The organism is uncultured Psychroserpens sp., assembly GCF_947500255.1.
Taxonomy (GTDB): Bacteria; Bacteroidota; Bacteroidia; order Flavobacteriales; family Flavobacteriaceae; genus Psychroserpens.
In genome coordinates, this window is the sequence record NZ_CANMRL010000003.1 from 541399 (window position 1) to 563648 (window position 22250).

The window sequence follows — 22250 nt, forward strand, 5'->3', positions numbered from 1 at the left end:
GAATGAAAATTCTTGTAACAGGCGCCACAGGTTATATTGGTAAACGGTTGATTCCGTTACTAAACAATGATGGGCATCATGTCGTGTGCGCTGTTAGAGACAAACTGCGTGCTGATAAAGGTTATGCAGACGACAACGACATAGATATTATAGAAGCCGATTTCTTGAAACCTGAAACACTTCACAATATTCCTAATGATTTGGATGCTGCGTTTTACTTGATTCATTCCATGTCTAATTCGTCTAAAGATTTTGAATCCCTTGAGGAACGTTGCGCAGTCAACTTCAAAAATCAATTAGAGAAAACTAAGGTTAAGCAAGTTATTTATCTCAGCGGAATTACTAATGAAGATAATCTATCTAAACATTTACAATCACGTAAAAATGTTGAAGACACCTTAAAATCTGATCAATATGCGCTTACAATTTTCAAAGCGGGAATAATTGTTGGTTCTGGCAGTTCTTCATTTGAGATCATTAGGGACTTGGTAGAGAAACTCCCTTTTATGATTGCGCCCAAGTGGTTAAATACTAAAACGCAGCCATTAGCTGTAAGAGATGTATTATCTTTTTTACATCGTAGTGTCGGATGCAAAAAACTTTACAATAAATCCTTTGATGTCTATGGTCCAGAAATTTTAACCTACAAGCAAATGCTTTTACAATTTGCAGAAGTAAGAGGATTGAAACGATATATACTAACAGTCCCAGTGATGACACCAAAACTATCCTCTTATTGGTTGTATTTTGTGACCTCAACATCCTATAAATTAGCGACATCATTAGTAGATAGTATGGGTGTTCAAATTATAGGAAAGCCAAGTAATATCAACAACATTTTAGATGTTAATCCAAAATCATACAAAGAAGCTGTTGAACTGGCTTTTGAAAAAATAGAGCAAAATAGTATCATATCCAGTTGGAAAGATTCTATGGTTAGTAGTGGGCGATTGAGAAACAACGTTCATAAGTACATCAATGTTCCAAAATTTGGGTGTTTTAAAGATTATAAAGAACGTCAAGTCAAGGATTCTAAAAAAACCATTGATAAAATTTGGAGTATTGGTGGTACTACTGGTTGGTATTACGGTACATTTCTGTGGAAATTAAGAGGTTATATTGACAAACTATTTGGTGGTATTGGTTTACGTCGAGGACGTACAAGTCCCACAAATCTTGACGTTGGTGATGCTTTAGATTTTTGGCGTGTCATATTTGCCGATAAAGAACAGCAAAAACTACTACTCTATGCAGAAATGCGTCTACCTGGAGAAGCATGGTTAGAATTTAAAATTGAAGACAATTTACTTAAACAAACCGCTACATTTAGACCTCGCGGACTTTGGGGACGATTGTATTGGTATAGCGTATTACCTTTTCATGGGCTCATTTTTTCTGGAATGATCAATAAACTTGTTGATGTTTAATAAAAACTACTACTTCAATTTACTTTAAAGACTTTAACTTTTTGCAAATCAATAATTTACGTTACTATAAATAAAATCTATAGTAATATGTTAAATTTTTGTTTAATCATATTTAATAAACTTTAAACATTTTGTATTTTTGATTTGTATCAAAATAATTAAAGTTGATTTTAGATTCCACACATTCTAATAAAGAGCATAAAAAAATCATTGTTGATTTGATTGGCAAACCCTTTTCATTTTTTGAGGCTCTCAAAATGAAAGGGATAGGGTCTAAACGTATGATTATTGAAGATGTGAGTCCGAATATGACTCAATATCTTAACAAGGTTTCAGACATTAATTATGCTAACATAGAAATGCGATCGCATGGCATATTGATTTATATTAATAAAGGTCTAAAAAACTTTACTTGGATTATCCCCTATTATCAATTAGTGATATACAAGACAAATGGAACTAGCATTCATGCTCAAGGAAAGTATATTCACTTTAGAAACAGCAAAACCTTTAAAGAGAACAAACAGTTTTTTGATAAACTTTTACAAGCAAAAGTAAAATATGATGAACAATTTAACTTTCAGTTTTAACGTGTATGGAATTAGATGTAAGAGCGACTGATAGAATAATAGAAATGGCTTGGGAAGACAGAACCACTTTCGAAGCTATAAACTTTCAATTTGGTCTAAAAGAACAAGATGTGATTGAATTGATGCGCAAAGAAATGAAACCAAAAAGTTTTAAAATGTGGCGCAAACGTGTTCAAGGAAGAAAAACCAAACATGAAAAACTAAGATCATTTCTAGAAGGACGTTTTAAATGTTCTAGACAAAAACAAATTACACACAACTCGATTTCAAAACGATAACGTGCTTTGACTTAGGAGATGAGTTCCTAAGGACAGCACACTAAAAAGACAACACATGAGTACAAACACTTTAAACCTCAAAAAAAACGGCCACAACCTCAACAGATTTTCAACTACTGATATTGGTGACGACCATCTTTTTACAGGATTAGAAACTCCAATGAAAAAGGATGCTTTTAAACTTAGTGATGATGAAAAAAAGCAACGTATTGCTATCTTATTTGAAGAGATTATGGACGTTATGGGATTAGACCTTACTGACGATTCTTTAAAAGGTACACCCAAGCGTGTAGCAAAAATGTATATCGATGAAATATTTTCAGGTTTAAACCCTAATAACAAACCTAAGATTGCACTTTTTGATAATAAATACCAATATAATCAGATGTTGGTAGAAAAAAATATTACGTTTTATTCAAATTGTGAGCATCATTTCGTACCAATCATCGGCAAAGCACATGTGGCTTACATTTCATCTGGCAAAGTAATAGGTTTATCAAAATTGAATAGAATAGTTCAATACTACGCTAAACGTCCACAAGTACAGGAACGTTTAACCAATCAAATAGCCGAAGAATTGAAAAACGTATTAGAGACTGAAGATGTTGCAGTAATTATAGATGCTAAACATTTATGTGTCTCATCAAGAGGAATTAAAGATGATACTTCGGCGACGGTAACGACCTATTACGGCGGACAATTTAATAAAGCAGAAAAAATAACAGAATTACACAACTATATAAACAATTAAGATTATGGAATTAATAAATAGAGCATTAGAATTTGAGCAAAGAAAAATGCGATCATTATCTACTAGTGATCGTGTAAAGATTTCACGTGAAGCCAAAGCGTTAATTTTAGATTTAAATCAAATCTATAAGCAGAAAAAAGACCAAAACATCATGGAAATCATGAAGCGTTTGACAGTAATAAAAAGAAAAGTTGAGAAGCGCCTAAAAGGAGCGCCATTAACTGCATAAACTTAACCTTATTTGAGAACGAGCGTAATGGATAGCTTCACTTACAGCTATCTATTACGCTCTATTTATAATAAACCAATTTAAAAATGAAGACCTATATCGTCATCGGTGGTAGTAAAGGCATAGGGAATGCTATAGTAGATCTCTTGTTAGAACAAAATAAAATCATCAATATAAGTCGTACGAAACCTGAAAATTCTCACGACAATTTAACGCATTATAATTGTGATATTCTGTCTGATGAATTACCAAATATTGAAAGTGCTGATGGCTTAGTATATTGCCCTGGTAGTATAAATTTAAAACCTATTGGTCGCTTTATATTAGACGATTTCCGAGAAGATTATGAAATTAACGTCATTGGAGCTGTAAAAGCAATCCAAAAGTACTTAAACGTGATTAAGAATGGTGACGATCCATCAATTGTTTTATTTAGCACAGTGGCTGCCAAATTAGGTATGCCTTTTCATGCTAGCATTGCTGCAGCCAAATCTGGAGTTGAAGGTTTAGTTAAATCTCTTGGTGCAGAATTAGCAACATCATTACGAATTAATGCCATAGCTCCTACCGTAACAAATACGGAGTTAGCTGCAAAACTACTACGCAACGAAAAAATGATTGAAAATATTACCGAACGACACCCAATGAAAAAGTTCTTACAACCAAAGGATGTTGCTGGAATGGCAGAATTCTTGCTTTCTGAAAAAGCAAACTCAATATCTGGACAAGTATTTGAAATGGATTATGGTATCGTAAGCTTTAAAATTTAATTATGAAACCTTTACTTATTTTTATGACGACTCTTTTTTCAAAACCTAAAACTCAACAACCAGTGGATAATGCATCACTTTACGATATGAAAATCAACCTTTTAAATGGGGAATTTTTAAATCTATCTAAATACAAAGGAAAACACTTACTGTTTGTAAATGTTGCTTCAAAATGCGGATTTACATCACAATACAAAGACCTTCAAAAACTCTACAACACTTACCAAGATACGTTGGTTATTATAGGTGTTCCATGTAATCAGTTTGGAAATCAAGAACCAGGAGATTCTCGTGAAATAGAATCTTTTTGTGAAGTAAATTATGGAGTTACATTTCCTATAACAGAAAAAATTAATACTAAAGGGATAAAACAACATTCACTATATCAATGGTTAACCCAAAAACGAAGAAATGGTGTTAAAAACTCTAGTGTAAAGTGGAATTTCCAAAAATATCTGGTAGGACCCAATGGAGAACTCATCGATTTTTACTATTCGATGACATCACCAACAAGTCCAAAAATAACTAAACATCTAAAGCAATAATCTATGCTCGCATTATTTAAAAAAACATCTGAGTTGGACAAGCTTCAGAAGAGATACGAAAAACTAATGAAAGAATGGCATACATTATCAGCTACAAACAGAGGAGAAAGTGATAAAAAATATGCCGAAGCTCAAAAAATACTCGATCAAATAGAAATCCTTCAAAAGTAGATTCAGATGAAATTTTTGAAAATTTTTATCGTATTCTTAATCATCAACTTTGGTGCATTGGGCATTGGCTCATGGCTTATGGCAGAAGGACCTCAAGGCGATTGGTATTTAACACTTGAAAAAGCTCCTTGGACACCAGATGGTTGGGTTTTTGGAGCGGCTTGGACTACCATAATGATTTGCTTTTCAGTATATATGTCCTTTCTCTATTTAAAAAGACCAACACAAAAAATCATAGTATTATTTGCCATACAATTCATACTTAATGTAAGCTGGAATTTTATATTTTTTCACCAAAAACTGGTAGACATAGCTTTGATAGATATTGTGCTACTAACCATTATTGTTACTGCATTTTTATTTACGTATGTCAAAGATTTAAAAGCAAAATCTCTTTTCATACTTCCTTACTTAATTTGGTTGTGCATTGCTACATCACTTAATTTATACATTTTATTATACAACTGATATGAAAATTTACAGATTACATAAAAAACAGAACTTACCAATCTCTGTTGAAACTGCTTGGGATTTTTTATCCGACCCAAATAACCTTAAGACAATTACACCTGACTATATGGGATTTGAAATCTTATCTGGAGCAGATCGCCCTATGTTTGCTGGTCAAATCATTCAGTATATAGTGACTCCTGTTCTAGGTATTAAAACAAAATGGGTTACCGAAATAACTCATAGCATTGATAAACACTATTTTGTAGATGAACAACGTTTTGGACCATACGCCTTGTGGCACCATAAACATTTCATTAAAGAAATAGAAGGTGGTGTAGAAATGGAAGATATTATTGATTACAAAGTTCCCTTCGGAATTATAGGTCAGCTCGTACATCCAATACTCGTAAAACCAAAATTGGAAGAAATTTTCAACTATCGTACTAAGAAATTAGAAGAACTATTCGGAACTTACACCAAATAAGACAATTGACCTTTTATGAAACAACCCCTTAGTATTTTTTGGTTTAGACGTGATCTTAGACTTGATGACAATGTAGGCTTATATAAAGCTCTTAAGAGTGATTATCCTGTCTTACCTATTTTTATCTTTGACTCAGAAATACTAAGTAAACTTCCAGAAAATGATGCTAGAGTCACTTTTATTCATGATACTTTACAGAAAATGCGAATAGCACTTCATGAAGAACACAACAGTAGTATTGCCATGTTTTATGGAAAACCAATAGATATATATGAGCAGTTAGTTAAAGATTATGATATCCAAGTTGTGTATACCAATCACGATTATGAACCCTACGCTAGAGAACGAGATAATGAAATAAAAAGGCTTTTATCCAAAAAAAATATTGAATTCAAAACGTTTAAAGATCAGGTCGTTTTTGAAAAAGATGAAGTGGTAAAAAAAGATGGTAATCCATATGTAGTTTATACACCTTACATGAAAGTATGGAAAGCCCAATTTAGAACTCGTAATCTTGATTTTTTTCATACAAACCCTCTTTTAAAGAACCTAATCAAGCACACGAACTTACCTAATTTGAGTTTATTTGATATCGGATTTAAAACGTCAACCCTAAAGATAGCTAAGTATGATGTAACACCTACATTGATTCAAGACTACGAAAACACTCGTAATTTTCCAGCTAAAGACTCGACATCTCGATTAGGTCCGCATCTACGTTTTGGAACTGTAAGCATTCGGAAAATGGTAAAGAAAGCCGTAGCCGAAAACAATGAAATCTTCTGGCAAGAACTAATTTGGAGAGAATTTTTCATGCAGATATTATGGCATTTTCCACATACAGCAACAGAATCATTTAAATCCAAATACGACAGAATAGAATGGCGCAATAACGAAGATGAATTCCAACTTTGGTGTGAAGGAAAAACTGGATATCCTCTTGTTGATGCCGGAATGCGACAACTCAACCAAACCGGATTTATGCACAATCGTGTGAGGATGCTAGTTGGTAGTTTTTTATGTAAGCACTTACTTATTGATTGGCGTTGGGGCGAAGCTTATTTCGCTGAAAAATTACACGATTATGACATGGCAAGCAATGTTGGAAACTGGCAATGGGTTGCAGGTTCTGGAGTTGATGCTGCACCATATTTCAGGATTTTTAACCCAACCTCTCAAATCCAAAAGTTTGACAAGGATCATACATACATCAAAACTTGGGTTCCAGATTACCAAGAATTTACTTATCCTAAACCCATTGTTGATCATAAAGAAGCTAGAGAACGTTGTCTTAAAACATATAAAGAAGCACTGCAATAAATCCTAACATATTTTTAAGAGTCTCATGGTTGTTTTTCACTAAATTTAAGTGCTCAACTTTATGAATAACTATGCAGCTTCGTTTTATTTGGATTCTATTTATCTCATTATCATTTTATTCACAAGATAAATCCAAACAACTTTTATTCGTTGGAAACAGCTTAACATACACAAACGATCTTCCAAAAATTGTTGAGCATATAGCTTCAAATTTTAACGAAACTGTTGAAACAACAACATTGTGTTATCCAAATTATGCTTTAGTAGATCACTTAAAAGAAGGAAAACTTCAAAAGTTATTAAAAACAGGTACGTTTGATTATGTGATTGTGCAGCAAGGTCCTTCTTCACAAAACGAAGGGAAACAAATGCTCTTGAATGATGGCGCTAAAATTAAAGTGCTATGTGATGACAATGGAAGTCAGTTAGCCTTTTTTATGGTATGGCCGTCAAAATACTATTATCACACTTTTGATGCTGTGATAGCAAATCACAAATTAGCTGCCAAGACTAACAATGCTTTGTTATGCCCAGTGGGAGAACTATGGAAAGCTTACGATATGGTCAAAGGTCTAGAAACTTTATATAGTGCAGATGATTTTCATCCATCCAAAGCTGGAAGCTTTTTAGCTGCGCTAACTATTTTTAATACTATATATCCAGATAAAACATTAAAAGACTTACCGTTTGAAATGTCTCAGACGTGGATGACCAGTAAAGATTCATTTCATTCAATAATTAAATTAATCAATAATAAAAATCTAAAAAAATGAACACTAAAGACGTCGCACAACAATGGACTCAGATGTGCAGAGAAGGTAAAAACTTAGACTGCATCAATGAACTTTATGCTGAAAATGTAACAAGCAGAGAAATGCCAGGTATGCCTGATGAGATTGTTTCAGGTAAACAGAATGTATGGAACAAAAACAAAGAGTGGTTAGATAATGTTGCCGAATGGCATGGTGGTGAAATAAGTGAGCCTACAGTTACTAACAATCATTTTACGAGTAAAATGACCTTTGATGTTACTTTTAAAGATAGAGGAAGACAACAAATGGAGGAAGTTGCAGTTTTTGAAGTTAAAGATGGAAAAATAACTAATGAGCAGTTTTTCTATTCAATGGAATAATTCAATATGAAACTATACACTGTATTTGCTTTTTTATGCTGTAGCATCTGTTTTGCACAACACGATGAAAATATTTCCAGCATGGATTTTGTACAAATCCAAAATGATAACGTAGCCGAAGCTATGCACTATTATAACAATAATTGGAAAGTGCTAAGAATTAAAGCACTTGAAAAGGATTATATAGCATCTTATCAAATCTTAAAAACGGAGTTTACTGATGAAGCTCCTTTTCATTTGATCTTGGTAACAACTTATAAAAACAAAGCGCAATTTGATGCTCGCGAAACCCATTTTCGAGAACTCATAGACGAATTAGGCAAACTCAATTTGTTAAATGATAAGAAACCAGAAGAGTTTAGAAAAACACTTATGGGTACTGATGCGAAGCATCTCAATTAAATAAAAAGCCTCGAATTATCGAGGCTTTTTATTTATGATTTTTCCTTAGAAGAATTTAATTTCCATCAACTCGTGTGATCTTGGCTCCAATAGCTCTTAAACGCTCGTCAATGTTCTCATAACCTCTATCGATTTGTTCAATATTATGAATTGTTGATGTTCCACTGGCAGATAAAGCTGCAATTAATAATGACACACCTGCTCTAATATCTGGAGAGGTCATTGTAGTCGCTTTCAACTGCGATTTAAAATCATGACCAATTACTGTGGCACGATGCGGATCGCAAAGAATAATTTTGGCTCCCATATCGATGAGCTTATCCACAAAGAATAAACGGCTTTCAAACATTTTTTGATGTACAAGTGCGCTTCCTCTAGCTTGTGTTAACACTACTAAAACGATACTCAATAGGTCTGGTGTAAACCCAGGCCAAGGCGCATCTGAAACTGTTAGAATTGAACCGTCTATATAGTTTTGTACTTCGTAACCATTAGTATGTGCTGGAATATGAATATCATCGCCTTGTTGTTCTACAGTGATTCCTATTTTTCTAAACACATCTGGTATTTGACCTAAATCGTCCCAACTTACATTAGTAATAGTAAGTTCACTTTTAGTCATTGCGGCTAACCCAATCCAACTTCCAATTTCGATCATATCTGGAAGCATTCTATGCGTTGTTCCGCCTAATGTATCCACACCATCTATGATTAACATATTAGAACCAACGCCCTTGATCTTAGCTCCCATTCTATTGAGCATTTTACAAAGTTGTTGCAAATAAGGTTCACAAGCTGCATTATAAATAGTAGTGGTTCCTTCAGCAAGGACAGCAGCCATTACAATATTTGCTGTTCCAGTAACTGAGGCTTCATCGAGGAGCATATAAGTTCCTTTAAGTTTATCAGCTTCTACACCATAAAAGTAATCCTCTTTATTATATCTAAATTTTGCACCAAGATTGATAAATCCTTCAAAGTGAGTATCTAAACGACGACGGCCAATCTTATCTCCTCCAGGTTTTGGAATATATCCTTTTCCGAAGCGTGCTAACAATGGACCTACAATCATAATAGAACCTCTAAGCCCTTTTCCATCTTCTTTAAACTCGGCAGACTCTAAATACTTGAGATTAACCTCGTCGGCTTTAAAAGTATAAGATCCCTTACCAACATTATTAATTTTAACACCTAGCTTTTTAAGCAGAGCAATAAGCTTGTTTACATCGATAATATCTGGAATGTTATCGATTCTAATTTCTTCTGCAGTCAAGAGTACCGCACATAAAATTTGTAATGCTTCGTTTTTAGCACCTTGAGGTTGTATTTTTCCCTTTAACTGGTGACCTCCTTCAATAATAAATGTTCCCATGAACTATAGTTAGTAACGTTTTCGGTTTTTGTTCTTTTTGTGATGCGACTTCTTATTGCTAGAATATTTCTTTTTGTTTCTCATCAAACTGGTAGAATCTGAAAGGTCTTCAGCACCTCCTTTTAAATTAATCTTGCCTCCTGAAAGCTCAAATAAGTGCTCAAAAATCACGTCATCTTCTACCGTATCTTTGTTCCAATTCAGGAAACACTTTTTCATATGGTTGGCAATAGTATATACCAACGCTTCTTTTAACTCACCCTCTTCCCATGTATTGGCAACATCAATCATTGTTTTGATGTTATTTCCGTAGAAACGATATTTAGGGTGGTTTTGAGGATATTTTAAAGGTTCTGGGTTTTCACTCAACTCTTCTTTTGAAGGCTTAGGGTATGGTGAATCTGCATCCAATTTGAAATCGGACATAATAAATAATTGATCCCAAAGTTTATGCTGAAAATCTGGCACATCACGCAAATGTGGCTGTAAATTCCCCATCACGTTAATGATTGATTTTGCAACTTTATTACGCTCTTCCTTAGTTGGCAAATCTTTAGCGTAATTAATCATTTTTTGAAGATGTCTTCCATACTCAGGAATAATCAAATGTTCACGCTCTGTGTTGTATTCTAAATCGTCTATCAAAATATAAATTTGTGTAGTATTTTTAAATCATGCATGAAGTACATCTGCATGTGCTTGCAAAATACAAAAAAATAGTTATTGAAACTTCTTTTTACAAAGAAATAACACCTTCAACAGAATTGGCTACTTCCTTGTATTTAGCAATAACAGCATCAGGGTCTTTCATTTGTAAATTAACCGATACGCTCGTGTAAGTACCTTTACCCGATTCTTTAGTTGTAATTACTGCGCCAAGATTATTAAATAAATCTTCTATCTGCTTTATTTTATTAGGATCTGTAGGCACTATAAATTTGTAAAGATATTCAGATGGCCAAGTTGTTGTTTCATATAATTGACCTCTGAGTTTTTTATAAAATTCTTCTGATTTTTTCTGTGGACTCATAACATTTTTTCTTCGGAAGCAAAGATACATTTTACTTTGTATTTTGCTTTGCCTAATTATTGTTAATTTTACAGCCAAAACCTTGCCAATTTGAATACAAGAAAAATCGTTATAACTGGTGGTCCTGGAACAGGAAAATCATCTATAATTAATGAACTTATAAAACGTGATTACACCTGCTTTGAAGAAGTCTCAAGACAAGTAACATTAGCAGCCAGAGAGGATGGAATCGAGCAGTTGTTCTTAACCAAACCTTTGTTATTTAGCGAATTACTGTTAAATGCTAGAATCCAGCAATTCAAAGACGCTCAAGCTATTAAAAAGGACATTATATTTTTAGATAGAGGCCTCCCAGATGTTTTAGCCTATATGGATTACGCCAATAGTGATTATCCAAAAGAGTTTACAGAGGCATGTGAAACTCATGTTTATGATAAAGTTTTTGTTCTAACACCTTGGCAAGAAATTTTTGTAACTGATAACGAACGTTATGAGAATTTTGATCAAGCTGTAGAAATTCATCATGCATTACTAGATACATATGAGCGTTTTGGATATCAATTAACCGATGTGCCTTTTGCAAGCATAGAGCAGCGCGCAGATTTTATTTTAGAGATCTTAAATGTATAGATGTCACATCCTATCAACATATTAGAACAATATTGGAACCACACTTCATTTAGGCCTTATCAAGAAGAGATTATTCAGTCTGTTTTAGATAATAATGACACCTTTGCGTTATTACCTACTGGAGGTGGAAAATCTATATGTTTTCAAATTCCAGCGCTAATTAAAGATGGTATTTGTATTGTCATATCTCCATTAATAGCTTTAATGAAAGATCAAGTGAATACTTTAAAAAGAAAAGGTATTAAAGCTATGGCAATCACCAGTGGCATTAAATATAATGAACTTGATACGATGCTCGATAATTGCATTTATGGCAATTATAAATTTTTATACCTATCTCCAGAACGACTTCAGCAAGATATCGTAAAGCATCGCATACAGCAAATGAATGTAAACCTCATAGCTGTTGACGAAGCCCATTGTATTAGTCAATGGGGAAATGATTTTAGACCTGCTTACAAAAACATTACACTTCTAAGACAATTACAACCTAGTGTAAATGTAATTGCATTAACAGCTACCGCTAAGCCAAAAGTTATAGAAGAAACAATAAACGCCTTAGATTTTATATCTCCAAAAGTATTTAAAGCATCATTTGTTAGACCCAATATAGCTTACCAAGTTATACACAGTGAAGATAAAATCTATGATTTAGAACAACAGTTAAAAAAATATCCTGGTGCGTCAATTATCTATGTAAGGAGCCGAAAAATGAGTGTTGATATTCATAACACTTTAGAAAGAAAAGGATTTAGTTCTACCTTTTTCCATGGTGGAATCCCAACCAAAGACAAACAAGATCGCTTGTACCAATGGATGAACAATCAAAAGGAAGTTATGGTAGCTACAACTGCTTTTGGTATGGGAATTGATAAATCTGATGTAAAAACAGTTATACATATTAATTTACCTGAAAGTCTCGAGAGCTACTACCAAGAAGCTGGTCGCGCTGGTAGAAATAATGAAGATGCGTTTGCCATATTATTAACAAATGCTTCAGACGAACAGGTTTTAAAAAATCAATTTATCAATAGCTTACCCTCTATCGATGATATTAAGTTAGTATACAGAAAACTATGCAACTACTTTCAGATATCATATGGAGAAGGCGAATTAACAACACACCGTTTTAATTTTAGTGAATTTTGCAAAGCTTACGATTTCAAAAGCGCTAAAACATTTAATACACTTAAGCTTTTAGATAGAAATAGTATTATTAAATTATCACAAGAATTCAATTACAAAACCAAACTACAATTTATTGTAAGCAATCCTGCTATGTTTTCATATTTAGAAACTCATAAGCAATACAATATTATTGTAAAAACGATTTTAAGAACTTATGGTGGTATCTTTGAACATCAGTTGGCTATTAATTTGATATTGATTGCAGATAAAGCAGCTACAAATGAAAAAGAGGTTATCGCTGTCTTACAGCAGCTCCAAAAAGATGGGATTGTAGATTTCTTATTTTCTAATACAGACTCTGAAGTTATTTTTCTTCAACCTAGAGAAGATGATAAAACAATACATAGAATTGCAAATGTTGTTGAGCAACAACAAGAGTTAAAACGTTTTCAAGTAAATTCAGTATTAGAATACATAAAAAATGATTCTATTTGTAAAAGTAGACAACTACTCCATTATTTTGGAGAAGAGTCGGACAAAAATTGTGGACGTTGTACTGTTTGTAAACCTGATAATATCTCAAAAGAGAACATAGATTTTAACACAATCAAACAGCAAGTCATTCGAGCACTGGAAAAGCAACCTTTAAGCTCTAGACAATTAGTTGAACAATTACCAGTAGAAAAAACTAAACTCCTAAAAATTATAGCAGTATTACTTGAACACGATTTGATTACCACAACACCTGCCAATACTTATAAAATAAAATAGATTATGACGAGAGAGCGATTAAAAATCATATTCATGGGAACTCCAGATTTTGCAGTTGCCACATTAAAGACACTTGTTGAGAACGATTATGACGTTGTTGGTGTTATTACTGCTCCAGACAAACCTGCAGGACGTGGACGAAAACTGCATGAATCTGCTGTAAAAAAATATGCCATTGAACAAGACTTGAACCTTCTACAACCTACAAACCTTAAAAATGAAGACTTCATTAAAGAATTAAAATCCCTTGAAGCAAATCTTCAAATTGTTGTTGCCTTTAGGATGCTCCCTGAAGTTGTTTGGAACATGCCAGCCTATGGTACATTTAATTTACATGCCTCACTCCTACCAAACTATAGAGGTGCAGCTCCTATACATTGGGCGATTATTAATGGCGAAAAAGTAACTGGTGCTACTACTTTTTTTATAGATGAGAAAATAGACACAGGCGCCATTATATTACAAGAGGCAATCGCTGTTGATGATAATGAAACTGTTGGGTCACTTCATGACAAGCTTATGGTGATGGGTAGCGAACTTGTAATAAAAACAGTAGACCTTATTCAAGAAGGAACAGTAGAAACAACAATACAGCCTAAAATAGAAAATCTGAAAACCGCTTATAAACTCAATAAAGAGAATTGTAAGATCGATTGGAACTTAGACATCGACACCATATATAATAAGATACGTGGTTTAAACCCATTCCCAGCAGCTTGGTGTCGCCTTTACAATAATAATGATGAATTAGATGTCAAAATTTTCAATGTAGAAAAAGAGAATGATGAACACGATTTAGACAACGGACAATTAATCGTCTCAAAAAATGAGTTAAAAGTTGCAGTTAGAGGTGGTTACATTAATATTAAGGAATTACAACTTCCAGGTAAACGAAAAATGGACGCTAAATCATTACTAAATGGATATGATTTTAGTGAAAATGCTAAAATGCTCTAAAACCCTTATGTTTATTGATATTTGAAAAAAATCCGACGAAATGCAGCCCTTTATTAACAAATGCCCTAAGTTATCAACAAATATTTGTATTTCCCTTGCTATTACTTGCGTAGATGGATTTTACGTATAAATTTGTAGACGGATTTAACGATAATGTTTAACCCAACTATTTTTTTAACAATTTAAAATACAAATTTTATGAACAAAACAGATTTAATCAATGGAATGGCAGAGAATGCTGGAATTACTAAAGCAGCTGCTAAGAAAGCATTAGATTCATTATTAATTGACATCGAAGGATCTTTACAAAAAGGAAACAGAGTTTCTTTAGTAGGATTTGGTTCTTGGTCAGTTTCAAGAAGATCTGCAAGAGAAGGAAGAAACCCTCAAACTGGTAAAACAATACAAATCAAAGCTAAAAACGTAGTAAAGTTTAAAGCTGGTTCTGATTTAAGTAGTGCTGTAAACTAGTATTTCTTTAAATAGATTACGAAAAGCCCACTTTAAAGTGGGCTTTTTGTTTTATGTATTCTATCAAAATTATTGGTTATTAGGAAAATATGTTTTAGATTAGTACGTAAATCATATTGTTATGATTATATCAAAGCCCAAAAAAGGACATCTTTTAATTGCTGAGCCTTCAATAATAGGCGACTTATCGTTTAATAGGTCTGTCATATTATTGGCCGATTATAACGAACAAGGGTCAATTGGGTTTATCTTAAACAAACCATTAGAATATACACTTAACGACCTGATTCCTGAAACAGAAGCCACTTTTAAAGTTCATAACGGAGGCCCTGTTGAACAAGACAATCTTTATTTCATTCATCAAGTACCAGATTTAATCCCAGATAGTATAGAAATTTCCCATGGTGTGTATTGGGGAGGAAATTTTGATGCTGTTTTAGAACTTCTTAATGCGAATAAATTGACTGGTTCAGATATTAGATTTTTTCTTGGATATTCTGGTTGGGACGCTAAACAATTAGATAATGAGCTAGAATCTCAAGCATGGATTGTATCTGAAAATGTCTACAAAAATGAACTCATAGAAAAGTGCTGTGATTCCTTTTGGAAAGAAAAAATGTTAGAGCTCGGCGGAGATTATTCCCTTTGGTCTAATGCTCCAGAAAATCCGAGTTATAATTAAGACAATCTCAACTTTGTATTTAAACGCTTCAAGATATCTTCTGAGATTTTAGTCCCGTAAATCTTTTTTCGATACTGTAATATTGGTTGAATCCCAACAATAACATTAGTGATAAATAACTCATCTGCTTTTTGAAGTTCAAATGGAGAAATTGAAGTCTCATCTAAAACATAATCACCAGAGTTTAAAATCACATCAATAATTTGTTTACGCATAACACCTTTCAAACTACCATCATCAAGAGGTGGTGTTTTGATTGTTTCACCTGAAACTAAAAATAAGTTTCCTTGCAAAGCTTCAACAACATTCTTATTTGTATTTAATAGTAAACAATTATCTAACTTGTTTTCTTCCGCATAAATACTGCCCAAAACATTAATAGCCTTATTATTTGTTTTTAACGTAGATAACAATCCTGGAGCAACAAAATAGTCTTTATATAAATCGACAGTATATGATTCCTTTGTCGATGCTAAATAGAAATCGTCTTCCAATAATTCTACAACTATACTATAACATATAGCTTTGTTCTTTGGAAGATATCTACCACCATCTCCTCTATCAACATTTAATCTAACTCTTGCAGATGAAGTTGCTAATCCATTACCATTTATAGTTTTTAAAATTTCAGCTTCAAGAAATTCCATAGTGAAATTCATTGGTATTTCCATTCGCATGATACGCATAGAAGCCATCAATCTAAAATAGTGATCTTCCCAAAACAAAATTTTGCCATGTACCACTTTCAAAGTTTCAAAAAGAGCATCTCCATATTTATAACCTCTATTTTCAAAAGTTATAAAGCTGGAATTTTCAACTAACTCACCATTTATATTTATCATAAAAAAAGTCTCGATTAAAAATCGAGACAAATATAAAACTAATATGATTGAGAAGTTCTAAGCAGAACCCAAAACTTGTTTCAAATCTGAAATTTGATTATCCCAAAGCATTTTCGCTTCATCAACTTCATCATCATCAGTAAAATCGGTAACTATTAAAGAAACATCTTTAGTGATTTCATCAACTTGAATACGTATTTCAAAAAAGTAAGACGCGCCATCTTCTTCGTCATTTAGCCATCTAAACTTTACGCGTTCACCACTTTTCTTACTTAATAGCTTTGCTTTTTCTTCACTACCATCCCAAATAAATGTAAACAGTTCTCCTCTTGAATTCACATTATCGGCAAACCATTCTGATAAACCAGAAGGTGTAGATATATATTGATATAAAAGTTGTGGCGAAGCGTGAATAACAAACTCCATCTCAATTTTAACTTTGTCTTCCATAGATAAATTATTATGTTGTCAATATATACATTAATTGTTGAGTTTAAAACTAAAAATCAAAAAAAATAATTTGAGCATTTTATGTTTGTTCAGATAAATTTTGTTTTTATATTTGCACCCTTATAAATGGCGAGGTAGCTCAGTTGGTTAGAGCGTCGGATTCATAACCCGGAGGTCACGAGTTCAAATCTCGTTCTCGCTACAGCAGTAAAAAGCTTGATGTAATCATCAGGCTTTTTTGTTTTTAGAAGCTTAAGCAATGCTTAAAAGCGAAGTGAAAGCCAAAAATTACAAAAATGCGTAGTATCTTCTTTTACTATTTACAAGGCATCTTATTAAGGTTATATAAATCTCGTTCTCCATTTAATATGTATTGATACATTACAATCAAAATCTTCTAAAATCATCAAAACACACATATTTTAACAATTCATTGATTTTCAGTCAATTATTTCTTACAAGATATTTTTCAAATGTTAAAAAAATGCATTTCATCGGTTTTTTTTGCGTTTTATGGAGTATAATTAAAATAAATTGATATATTAGCGACCTGATTAAACGACATAAATTCATTAAACCCCAAACTAATGAGAAAAATTACCTGCTTACTTGTGCTACTATTTTTAGTAGTTCAAACTTCATTTGCGCAAGAAATTTACAAGCGTATTATCATTAATGATAATTCTGATACCACAATACAAACATTACTAGATATTGGTATTGATTTAAGATGTGGTGCAGTATACAAAGACAATACTATCCAATTAGAATTGTCAATGGAACAATTAAACCTAATTGATAATGCCGGAATTCAATACAACGTTACTGTTGAAGACCTTACGCAATTTTATCAAGAAAGGAATAATTCCGAAATAACAATAGATGATGCCTATGCTCAATTTAAGTCAAGCAATCAACCTAGTATAAGCAATCGATCAATTGCGAGTACTATACTTGACAACCATTTACAATATACTGGGTGCGAAGAAGTCAATTGGGTAACGCCAACTAATTATAACCAAGGATCTCTTGGTGGTTGTTTAACAGTGGACGAAATGGAAGCAGAACTGGATCAAATGTTCGCTAACTATCCTAGTCTAATTTCGGCTAAAGCAGATGCTTCTCCAACTAATCAAACAACTTGGGGAAATCCATCAGGTACAATTACTAATAATGGATTAACATATACAGGACAAGGTACGACCAGATGGGATCCTAAAACGATATGGTATGTAAGAATTACTGGAGATCAATCTTCTCCTGAAGGAAGTAAACCTCAAATCTTGTATACATCAATGATACATGCAAGAGAGGTAAGTAGTTTAATGAATAACATGTACTTCATGTGGTATCTTCTTGAAAACTATGATACCGATCCTGCAATTAAAAACTTAGTAGACAATAACGAATTATATTTTATTCCGGTTGTAAATCCTGATGGTTTGCGCTGGAATCAGCATTTAAATTCTGGTGGTGGTACATTCCAAAGAAAGAACTGTAGACCAAATACAGGTAGCACATCCAATAGTACTGCTACAAGAGGGGTTGATGTTAATAGAAACTTCGACTACTTATGGGGAGCCGATGGTGATGCCAGTGGTTCTTCAGATGTACCTTCTAGTGACACTTATAGAGGTCCAGCACCTTTCTCTGAGCCTGAAGCACAAATTTTAAGAGACTTTGTTTTAGCAAGAAATTTTGAAACCTGTTTGATGCATCACTCGGCAGCTAATGCCATTCCTCATCCATATGGAGGTGTTCCTACAAGAGTTTCAAATAGAGAAGATGAAATGCACCAGTGGCATGAGGACATGTCTAGATTTAACAGATATGTATCTGGAGCTACAATATTTACTCCTGCAAACGGTATTGCTGATGACTGGATGGTAGGTGGTACCGCAGATAATGGTAATACGACAAGTAATGCCAACAACTCCTTTCCTAATGATAGTAGTCCTGCTTCAGTAGGTTCTGGTCAAAATATCTTAGCCTCTACGCCCGAACATGGTAGTTTTGGAAGCGAAGGTGGTTTCTGGCCTTCTTTATCACAAATTGATGTGATAGCAGCAAGAGGTATGCGAATCAATTTAATGAATGCTTATTATGGAGGAAAATATGCAAAACTGCATGATTTAACCCAAAGTGATATTAATAGTCTTACGTCAGACTTGACGTTTGGTATTGAACGTATTGGACAAACGGCAAGTAATTTTACATTAACCGTAACACCTATTTCATCAAATATTGTTTCTATAGCTTCTATTCCTGTTCAAAGTGGAATGGGTATTTTAGATCAAAACAATGTCACTGCTCAAATCGTTTTAAACGGAAGTATTCAACCTAATGATAAAATTGAGTATAATGTGCAATTATCAGATGGTACAAATGTATTTTACAATATAAATGTTGAAAAATACTATCAACCTAATGTGATTTTAGCCGATGACCCAGATGCGAATTCGATAACAACAAACTGGAACTTATCAGGTACTTGGACTGCTTCAAATGCGACGGGTGCTGCATACTCTGGTAGTCGTGCTATAAAAACAGGTAACAATGCCATATCATCTTATGGCTCAAACGAAAATACATCTATAACAACAAATACACATGATTTATCAAGTTCTGATGAAGTAATCATTCAGTTTTATACAAAATGGGATTTAGAACGTAACTTCGATTTTGTTGAATTTGAAGGATCTACAGACGGCACCAACTGGGTATCGCTTTGTGGTATTTACAACAAACCAAATGCGACAAGTTTTACTACTAATGAACATGGTGATAAAACCTCTACAAGTCACTCTTTCCAACAAAATAATAATAGTAGCGGTAGAGTTTATGATGGAGATCGTATGGACAAATGGGTTATGGAAGAAGTTGTTATTGATGCAACCAATCATGCATCCCTATTTCAAGCTCCAAATGCTCGATTTAGATTTAGATTTAGAACTGACGCCAACAATAGATTTGAAAACTACTCTGCTAATGCAGAAGGTTTTTTCTTTGATGATTTTAAAATTATCGGACTACAAGTCCCATGTGATAATAGCGTTGCTCCTTCAAATCTTGCAGTTACGCTTGTTACTCCTATGTCTGCATCTGTTTCTTGGGATAATATCCCTTCAACTACTTATGATATAAGATATAGAGAAGTGGGATCAGGTTCTTGGAATGAAATCACAAATATTGCAACTAATTCATATAATATTTCTGGACTTACAGCAAATACAAATTATGAAGTACAGGTAGCAACAAGATGTAATACAACAGCATCTGCTTATTCAACTTCTGAAACATTTACAACACCAAGCCCTATTCCTTGTACTGGAGGTTCTATAAGTTCTTTCCCGTATTCTGAAAGCTTTGAAGTTGCTAACTCATTCGGTGTTTGGACAAATGATGCAACTGACGATTTTGATTGGACCAATAAAGCTGAAGAAGGCGACGGAAACTCAACTCCTTCTAATGATACAGGACCATCTTTAGCATCAGACGGTAGTCGTTTCATATTTATTGAAGCTTCTAACCCTAATTTCCCTAGTAAAATAGCTCGACTTGTAAGTCCGTGTCTTGATTTTACTGGAAGAGAAAATGCAGCTATGACATTTGATTACCACATGTTTGGTGGGTTCATCGGAGTGCTTACTGTTGATGTTAGTGTCGATAATGGTGCGAACTATACAACATTAACAGATTACACACTAACTGGAAGTCAACAAAATGCCCATGCCGATGCATGGAAAACACAAAACGTAGATTTGTCTTTATTCGATGGACAATCAATAAAATTAAGACTTAGCGCGACAACTAGTTCTGATGGAACAACTGGATGGCAAGGTGATATCTCATTAGATAACTTCGGAATTACTTCTGACGTTGCCACAGGTTCTGCTCCCCCTAATGCTGTATGCCAAAATATTACTGTACAATTAGATAACACTGGAAACGCAACAATTGTTCCAACAGATATTGATGGTGGCTCTACAGATGATGTAGCTATTACTGGAAGAAGTATTGATATTAATTCTTTTGACTGTACTGATATTGGAACCGTAAACGTAACACTTACCGTCACTGATGGAGATGCTCAAGATGACACCTGCGTCGCAGTAGTAACTGTTGTTGATCAAATAGATCCTGTATTTGTAGGTGTTCCTTCAGATATCACATTAACTTGTGGAAATAATCAACCTTCATGGACAGACCCTACTGTTACTGATAATTGTGGAACTGGTCTAACTCCTACCCGAACTGATGGTACAGGATTAAATAGTGGAAGTGTGTTCCCTGCTGGAATTACTGTCATTAGCTATTCTGTAAACGATGGTAATGGAAACATAAACACGGCTTCATTTAATGTAAATGTAGTTGTTGATAATCAAGACCCAGTAGCTGTGTGTCAAAATATTGCTGTGCAATTAGATGCTACCGGAAACGCAACTATAACAGCTGCTGATATAAATAATGGTTCTTCTGACAACTGTGGAATCGCTTCTATTTCTGCTTCGCAAACAGCGTTTACATGTGCTGATGAAGGTGCTAATAATGTAACATTAACCGTTACCGACACCAACGGAAATATAGACACTTGTGTTGCTGTTGTAACGATAAGCATCCAGGATGAACCTACTGGTTTAGAATGTTGGGAAACAAATACATATAACTATACTACATGTAGATGGGAAACTACAGGAACTCAACCTGCTGAGCCTGCAACTGAGTGTTATGAGACTGCAACCTTTAACAACACAACATGTGCGTGGGAAATAACAGGTACACAACCTGCTGAACCTGCAACAGAGTGTTATGAGACTGCAACATTTAACAACACGACATGTGCGTGGGAGATAACAGGTACACAACCTGCTGAGCCTGCAACAGAGTGTTATGAAACTGCAACATTTAACAACACGACATGTGCGTGGGAGATCACTGGTACACAACCTGCTGAACCTGCAACGGAGTGTTATGAGACTGCAACCTTTAACAACACAACATGTGCGTGGGAGATCACTGGTACACAACCTGCTGAGCCTGCAACAGAGTGTTATGAAACTGCAACATTTAACAACACAACATGTGCGTGGGAGATCACTGGTACACAACCTGCTGAACCTGCAACGGAGTGTTATGAGACTGCAACCTTTAACAACACAACATGTGCATGGGAGATCACTGGTACACAACCTGCTGAACCTGCAACGGAGTGTTATGAGACTGCAACCTTTAACAACACAACATGTGCATGGGAGATCACTGGTACACAACCTGCTGAACCTGCAACGGAGTGTTATGAGACTGCAACCTTTAACAACACAACATGTGCGTGGGAGATCACTGGTACACAACCTGCTGAGCCTGC

25 protein-coding genes and 1 tRNA gene are annotated in these 22250 nt (G+C 34.1%); 21 read left to right on the forward strand and 5 right to left on the reverse strand.

Annotated features, from left to right (window positions below; translation table 11 throughout):
- The first annotated feature begins 2 nt into the window (after positions 1–2).
- From Q0783_RS11920 to Q0783_RS11985, 14 genes are all read left to right on the forward strand, one after another.
- Positions 3–1427, forward strand: coding sequence for an SDR family oxidoreductase (locus Q0783_RS11920; protein ID WP_298895421.1), 1425 nt, complete (start codon positions 3–5; stop codon positions 1425–1427).
- Between the two features lie 164 nt (positions 1428–1591).
- Positions 1592–2017 carry a hypothetical protein gene (locus Q0783_RS11925; RefSeq protein WP_298895423.1) on the forward strand — a complete coding sequence of 142 codons (426 nt, stop codon included), beginning with the start codon at positions 1592–1594 and terminating at the stop codon, positions 2015–2017.
- 5 nt (positions 2018–2022) lie between these two features.
- The gene (locus Q0783_RS11930; RefSeq protein ID WP_298895425.1) at positions 2023–2295 is read left to right on the forward strand and encodes a TIGR03643 family protein; all 273 of its coding nucleotides are present in this window, start codon (positions 2023–2025) and stop codon (positions 2293–2295) included.
- A gap of 55 nt (positions 2296–2350) precedes the next feature.
- The gene (gene folE / locus Q0783_RS11935; RefSeq protein ID WP_298895427.1) at positions 2351–3046 is read left to right on the forward strand and encodes a GTP cyclohydrolase I FolE; all 696 of its coding nucleotides are present in this window, start codon (positions 2351–2353) and stop codon (positions 3044–3046) included.
- 4 nt (positions 3047–3050) lie between these two features.
- Positions 3051–3275 (forward strand): hypothetical protein, encoded by a 225-nt coding sequence (locus tag Q0783_RS11940; RefSeq protein ID WP_230936043.1) that lies wholly within the window; start codon positions 3051–3053, stop codon positions 3273–3275.
- A gap of 86 nt (positions 3276–3361) precedes the next feature.
- The gene (locus Q0783_RS11945; RefSeq protein WP_298895429.1) at positions 3362–4045 is read left to right on the forward strand and encodes an SDR family oxidoreductase; all 684 of its coding nucleotides are present in this window, start codon (positions 3362–3364) and stop codon (positions 4043–4045) included.
- A 2-nt stretch (positions 4046–4047) separates the two neighbouring features.
- A complete protein-coding gene (locus Q0783_RS11950) occupies positions 4048–4590 on the forward strand; it encodes a glutathione peroxidase (RefSeq protein WP_298895431.1) in 543 nt (180 codons plus the stop codon).
- A 3-nt stretch (positions 4591–4593) separates the two neighbouring features.
- Positions 4594–4761, forward strand: a complete 168-nt coding sequence (locus Q0783_RS11955; protein ID WP_298895434.1) for a Lacal_2735 family protein — start codon at positions 4594–4596, stop codon at positions 4759–4761.
- Between the two features lie 6 nt (positions 4762–4767).
- Entirely contained in the window at positions 4768–5229 is a 462-nt protein-coding gene (locus Q0783_RS11960) for a TspO/MBR family protein (protein WP_298895436.1), read from the forward strand.
- 1 nt (position 5230) lies between these two features.
- Positions 5231–5698 (forward strand): SRPBCC family protein, encoded by a 468-nt coding sequence (locus tag Q0783_RS11965; RefSeq protein ID WP_230936047.1) that lies wholly within the window; start codon positions 5231–5233, stop codon positions 5696–5698.
- A 15-nt stretch (positions 5699–5713) separates the two neighbouring features.
- Positions 5714–7018, forward strand: coding sequence for a deoxyribodipyrimidine photo-lyase (locus Q0783_RS11970; RefSeq protein ID WP_298895438.1), 1305 nt, complete (start codon positions 5714–5716; stop codon positions 7016–7018).
- Positions 7019–7089: 71 nt separating this feature from the next.
- Positions 7090–7791 carry an SGNH/GDSL hydrolase family protein gene (locus tag Q0783_RS11975; protein WP_298895440.1) on the forward strand — a complete coding sequence of 234 codons (702 nt, stop codon included), beginning with the start codon at positions 7090–7092 and terminating at the stop codon, positions 7789–7791.
- Positions 7788–8150, forward strand: coding sequence for a nuclear transport factor 2 family protein (locus Q0783_RS11980; RefSeq protein ID WP_230936050.1), 363 nt, complete (start codon positions 7788–7790; stop codon positions 8148–8150). Before Q0783_RS11975 ends, Q0783_RS11980 begins: the two co-directional genes overlap by 4 nt.
- A gap of 81 nt (positions 8151–8231) precedes the next feature.
- Complete coding sequence (locus Q0783_RS11985; RefSeq protein ID WP_230936051.1) at positions 8232–8552, forward strand: hypothetical protein; 321 nt, start codon at positions 8232–8234, stop codon at positions 8550–8552.
- Positions 8553–8607: 55 nt separating this feature from the next.
- Here the strand turns inward: Q0783_RS11985 and murA are convergent, their stop codons facing one another.
- From murA to Q0783_RS12000, 3 genes are all read right to left on the reverse strand, one after another.
- Positions 8608–9924, reverse strand: coding sequence for a UDP-N-acetylglucosamine 1-carboxyvinyltransferase (murA, locus tag Q0783_RS11990; protein ID WP_230936052.1), 1317 nt, complete (start codon positions 9922–9924; stop codon positions 8608–8610).
- Positions 9925–9933: 9 nt separating this feature from the next.
- Complete coding sequence (locus Q0783_RS11995) at positions 9934–10569, reverse strand: DUF4290 domain-containing protein (RefSeq protein ID WP_230936053.1); 636 nt, start codon at positions 10567–10569, stop codon at positions 9934–9936.
- A 91-nt stretch (positions 10570–10660) separates the two neighbouring features.
- On the reverse strand, positions 10661–10954 hold the full coding sequence (locus Q0783_RS12000) for a DUF493 family protein (protein ID WP_298895443.1): 294 nt from the start codon (positions 10952–10954) through the stop codon (positions 10661–10663).
- Positions 10955–11044: 90 nt separating this feature from the next.
- On the opposite strand from Q0783_RS12000, the gene Q0783_RS12005 reads away from it, so the two are divergent.
- The 5 genes from Q0783_RS12005 (at position 11045) to Q0783_RS12025 (ending at position 15593) form a co-directional block, all read left to right on the forward strand.
- Positions 11045–11584 carry an ATP-binding protein gene (locus Q0783_RS12005; protein WP_298895445.1) on the forward strand — a complete coding sequence of 180 codons (540 nt, stop codon included), beginning with the start codon at positions 11045–11047 and terminating at the stop codon, positions 11582–11584.
- On the forward strand, positions 11585–13483 hold the full coding sequence (locus Q0783_RS12010; protein ID WP_298895447.1) for an ATP-dependent DNA helicase RecQ: 1899 nt from the start codon (positions 11585–11587) through the stop codon (positions 13481–13483).
- A gap of 3 nt (positions 13484–13486) precedes the next feature.
- The gene (fmt, locus tag Q0783_RS12015; protein WP_298895449.1) at positions 13487–14440 is read left to right on the forward strand and encodes a methionyl-tRNA formyltransferase; all 954 of its coding nucleotides are present in this window, start codon (positions 13487–13489) and stop codon (positions 14438–14440) included.
- 198 nt (positions 14441–14638) lie between these two features.
- A complete protein-coding gene (locus tag Q0783_RS12020; protein ID WP_230936058.1) occupies positions 14639–14911 on the forward strand; it encodes an HU family DNA-binding protein in 273 nt (90 codons plus the stop codon).
- 121 nt (positions 14912–15032) lie between these two features.
- A complete protein-coding gene (locus Q0783_RS12025) occupies positions 15033–15593 on the forward strand; it encodes a YqgE/AlgH family protein (protein ID WP_298895452.1) in 561 nt (186 codons plus the stop codon).
- Here Q0783_RS12025 and Q0783_RS12030 read toward each other — a convergent pair.
- Positions 15590–16435 carry an aminotransferase class IV gene (locus Q0783_RS12030; protein ID WP_298895454.1) on the reverse strand — a complete coding sequence of 282 codons (846 nt, stop codon included), beginning with the start codon at positions 16433–16435 and terminating at the stop codon, positions 15590–15592. The two genes, Q0783_RS12025 and Q0783_RS12030, sit on opposite strands and share 4 nt — an antisense overlap.
- A gap of 57 nt (positions 16436–16492) precedes the next feature.
- Positions 16493–16885 (reverse strand): START-like domain-containing protein, encoded by a 393-nt coding sequence (locus Q0783_RS12035; protein WP_298895455.1) that lies wholly within the window; start codon positions 16883–16885, stop codon positions 16493–16495.
- A gap of 128 nt (positions 16886–17013) precedes the next feature.
- On the opposite strand from Q0783_RS12035, the gene Q0783_RS12040 reads away from it, so the two are divergent.
- Both Q0783_RS12040 and Q0783_RS12045 read left to right on the forward strand, forming a co-directional pair.
- Positions 17014–17087, forward strand: a tRNA-Met gene (locus Q0783_RS12040).
- A 385-nt stretch (positions 17088–17472) separates the two neighbouring features.
- On the forward strand, positions 17473–22250 hold a 4778-nt coding region (locus Q0783_RS12045), incomplete at its 3' end, for a M14 family zinc carboxypeptidase (protein ID WP_298895457.1).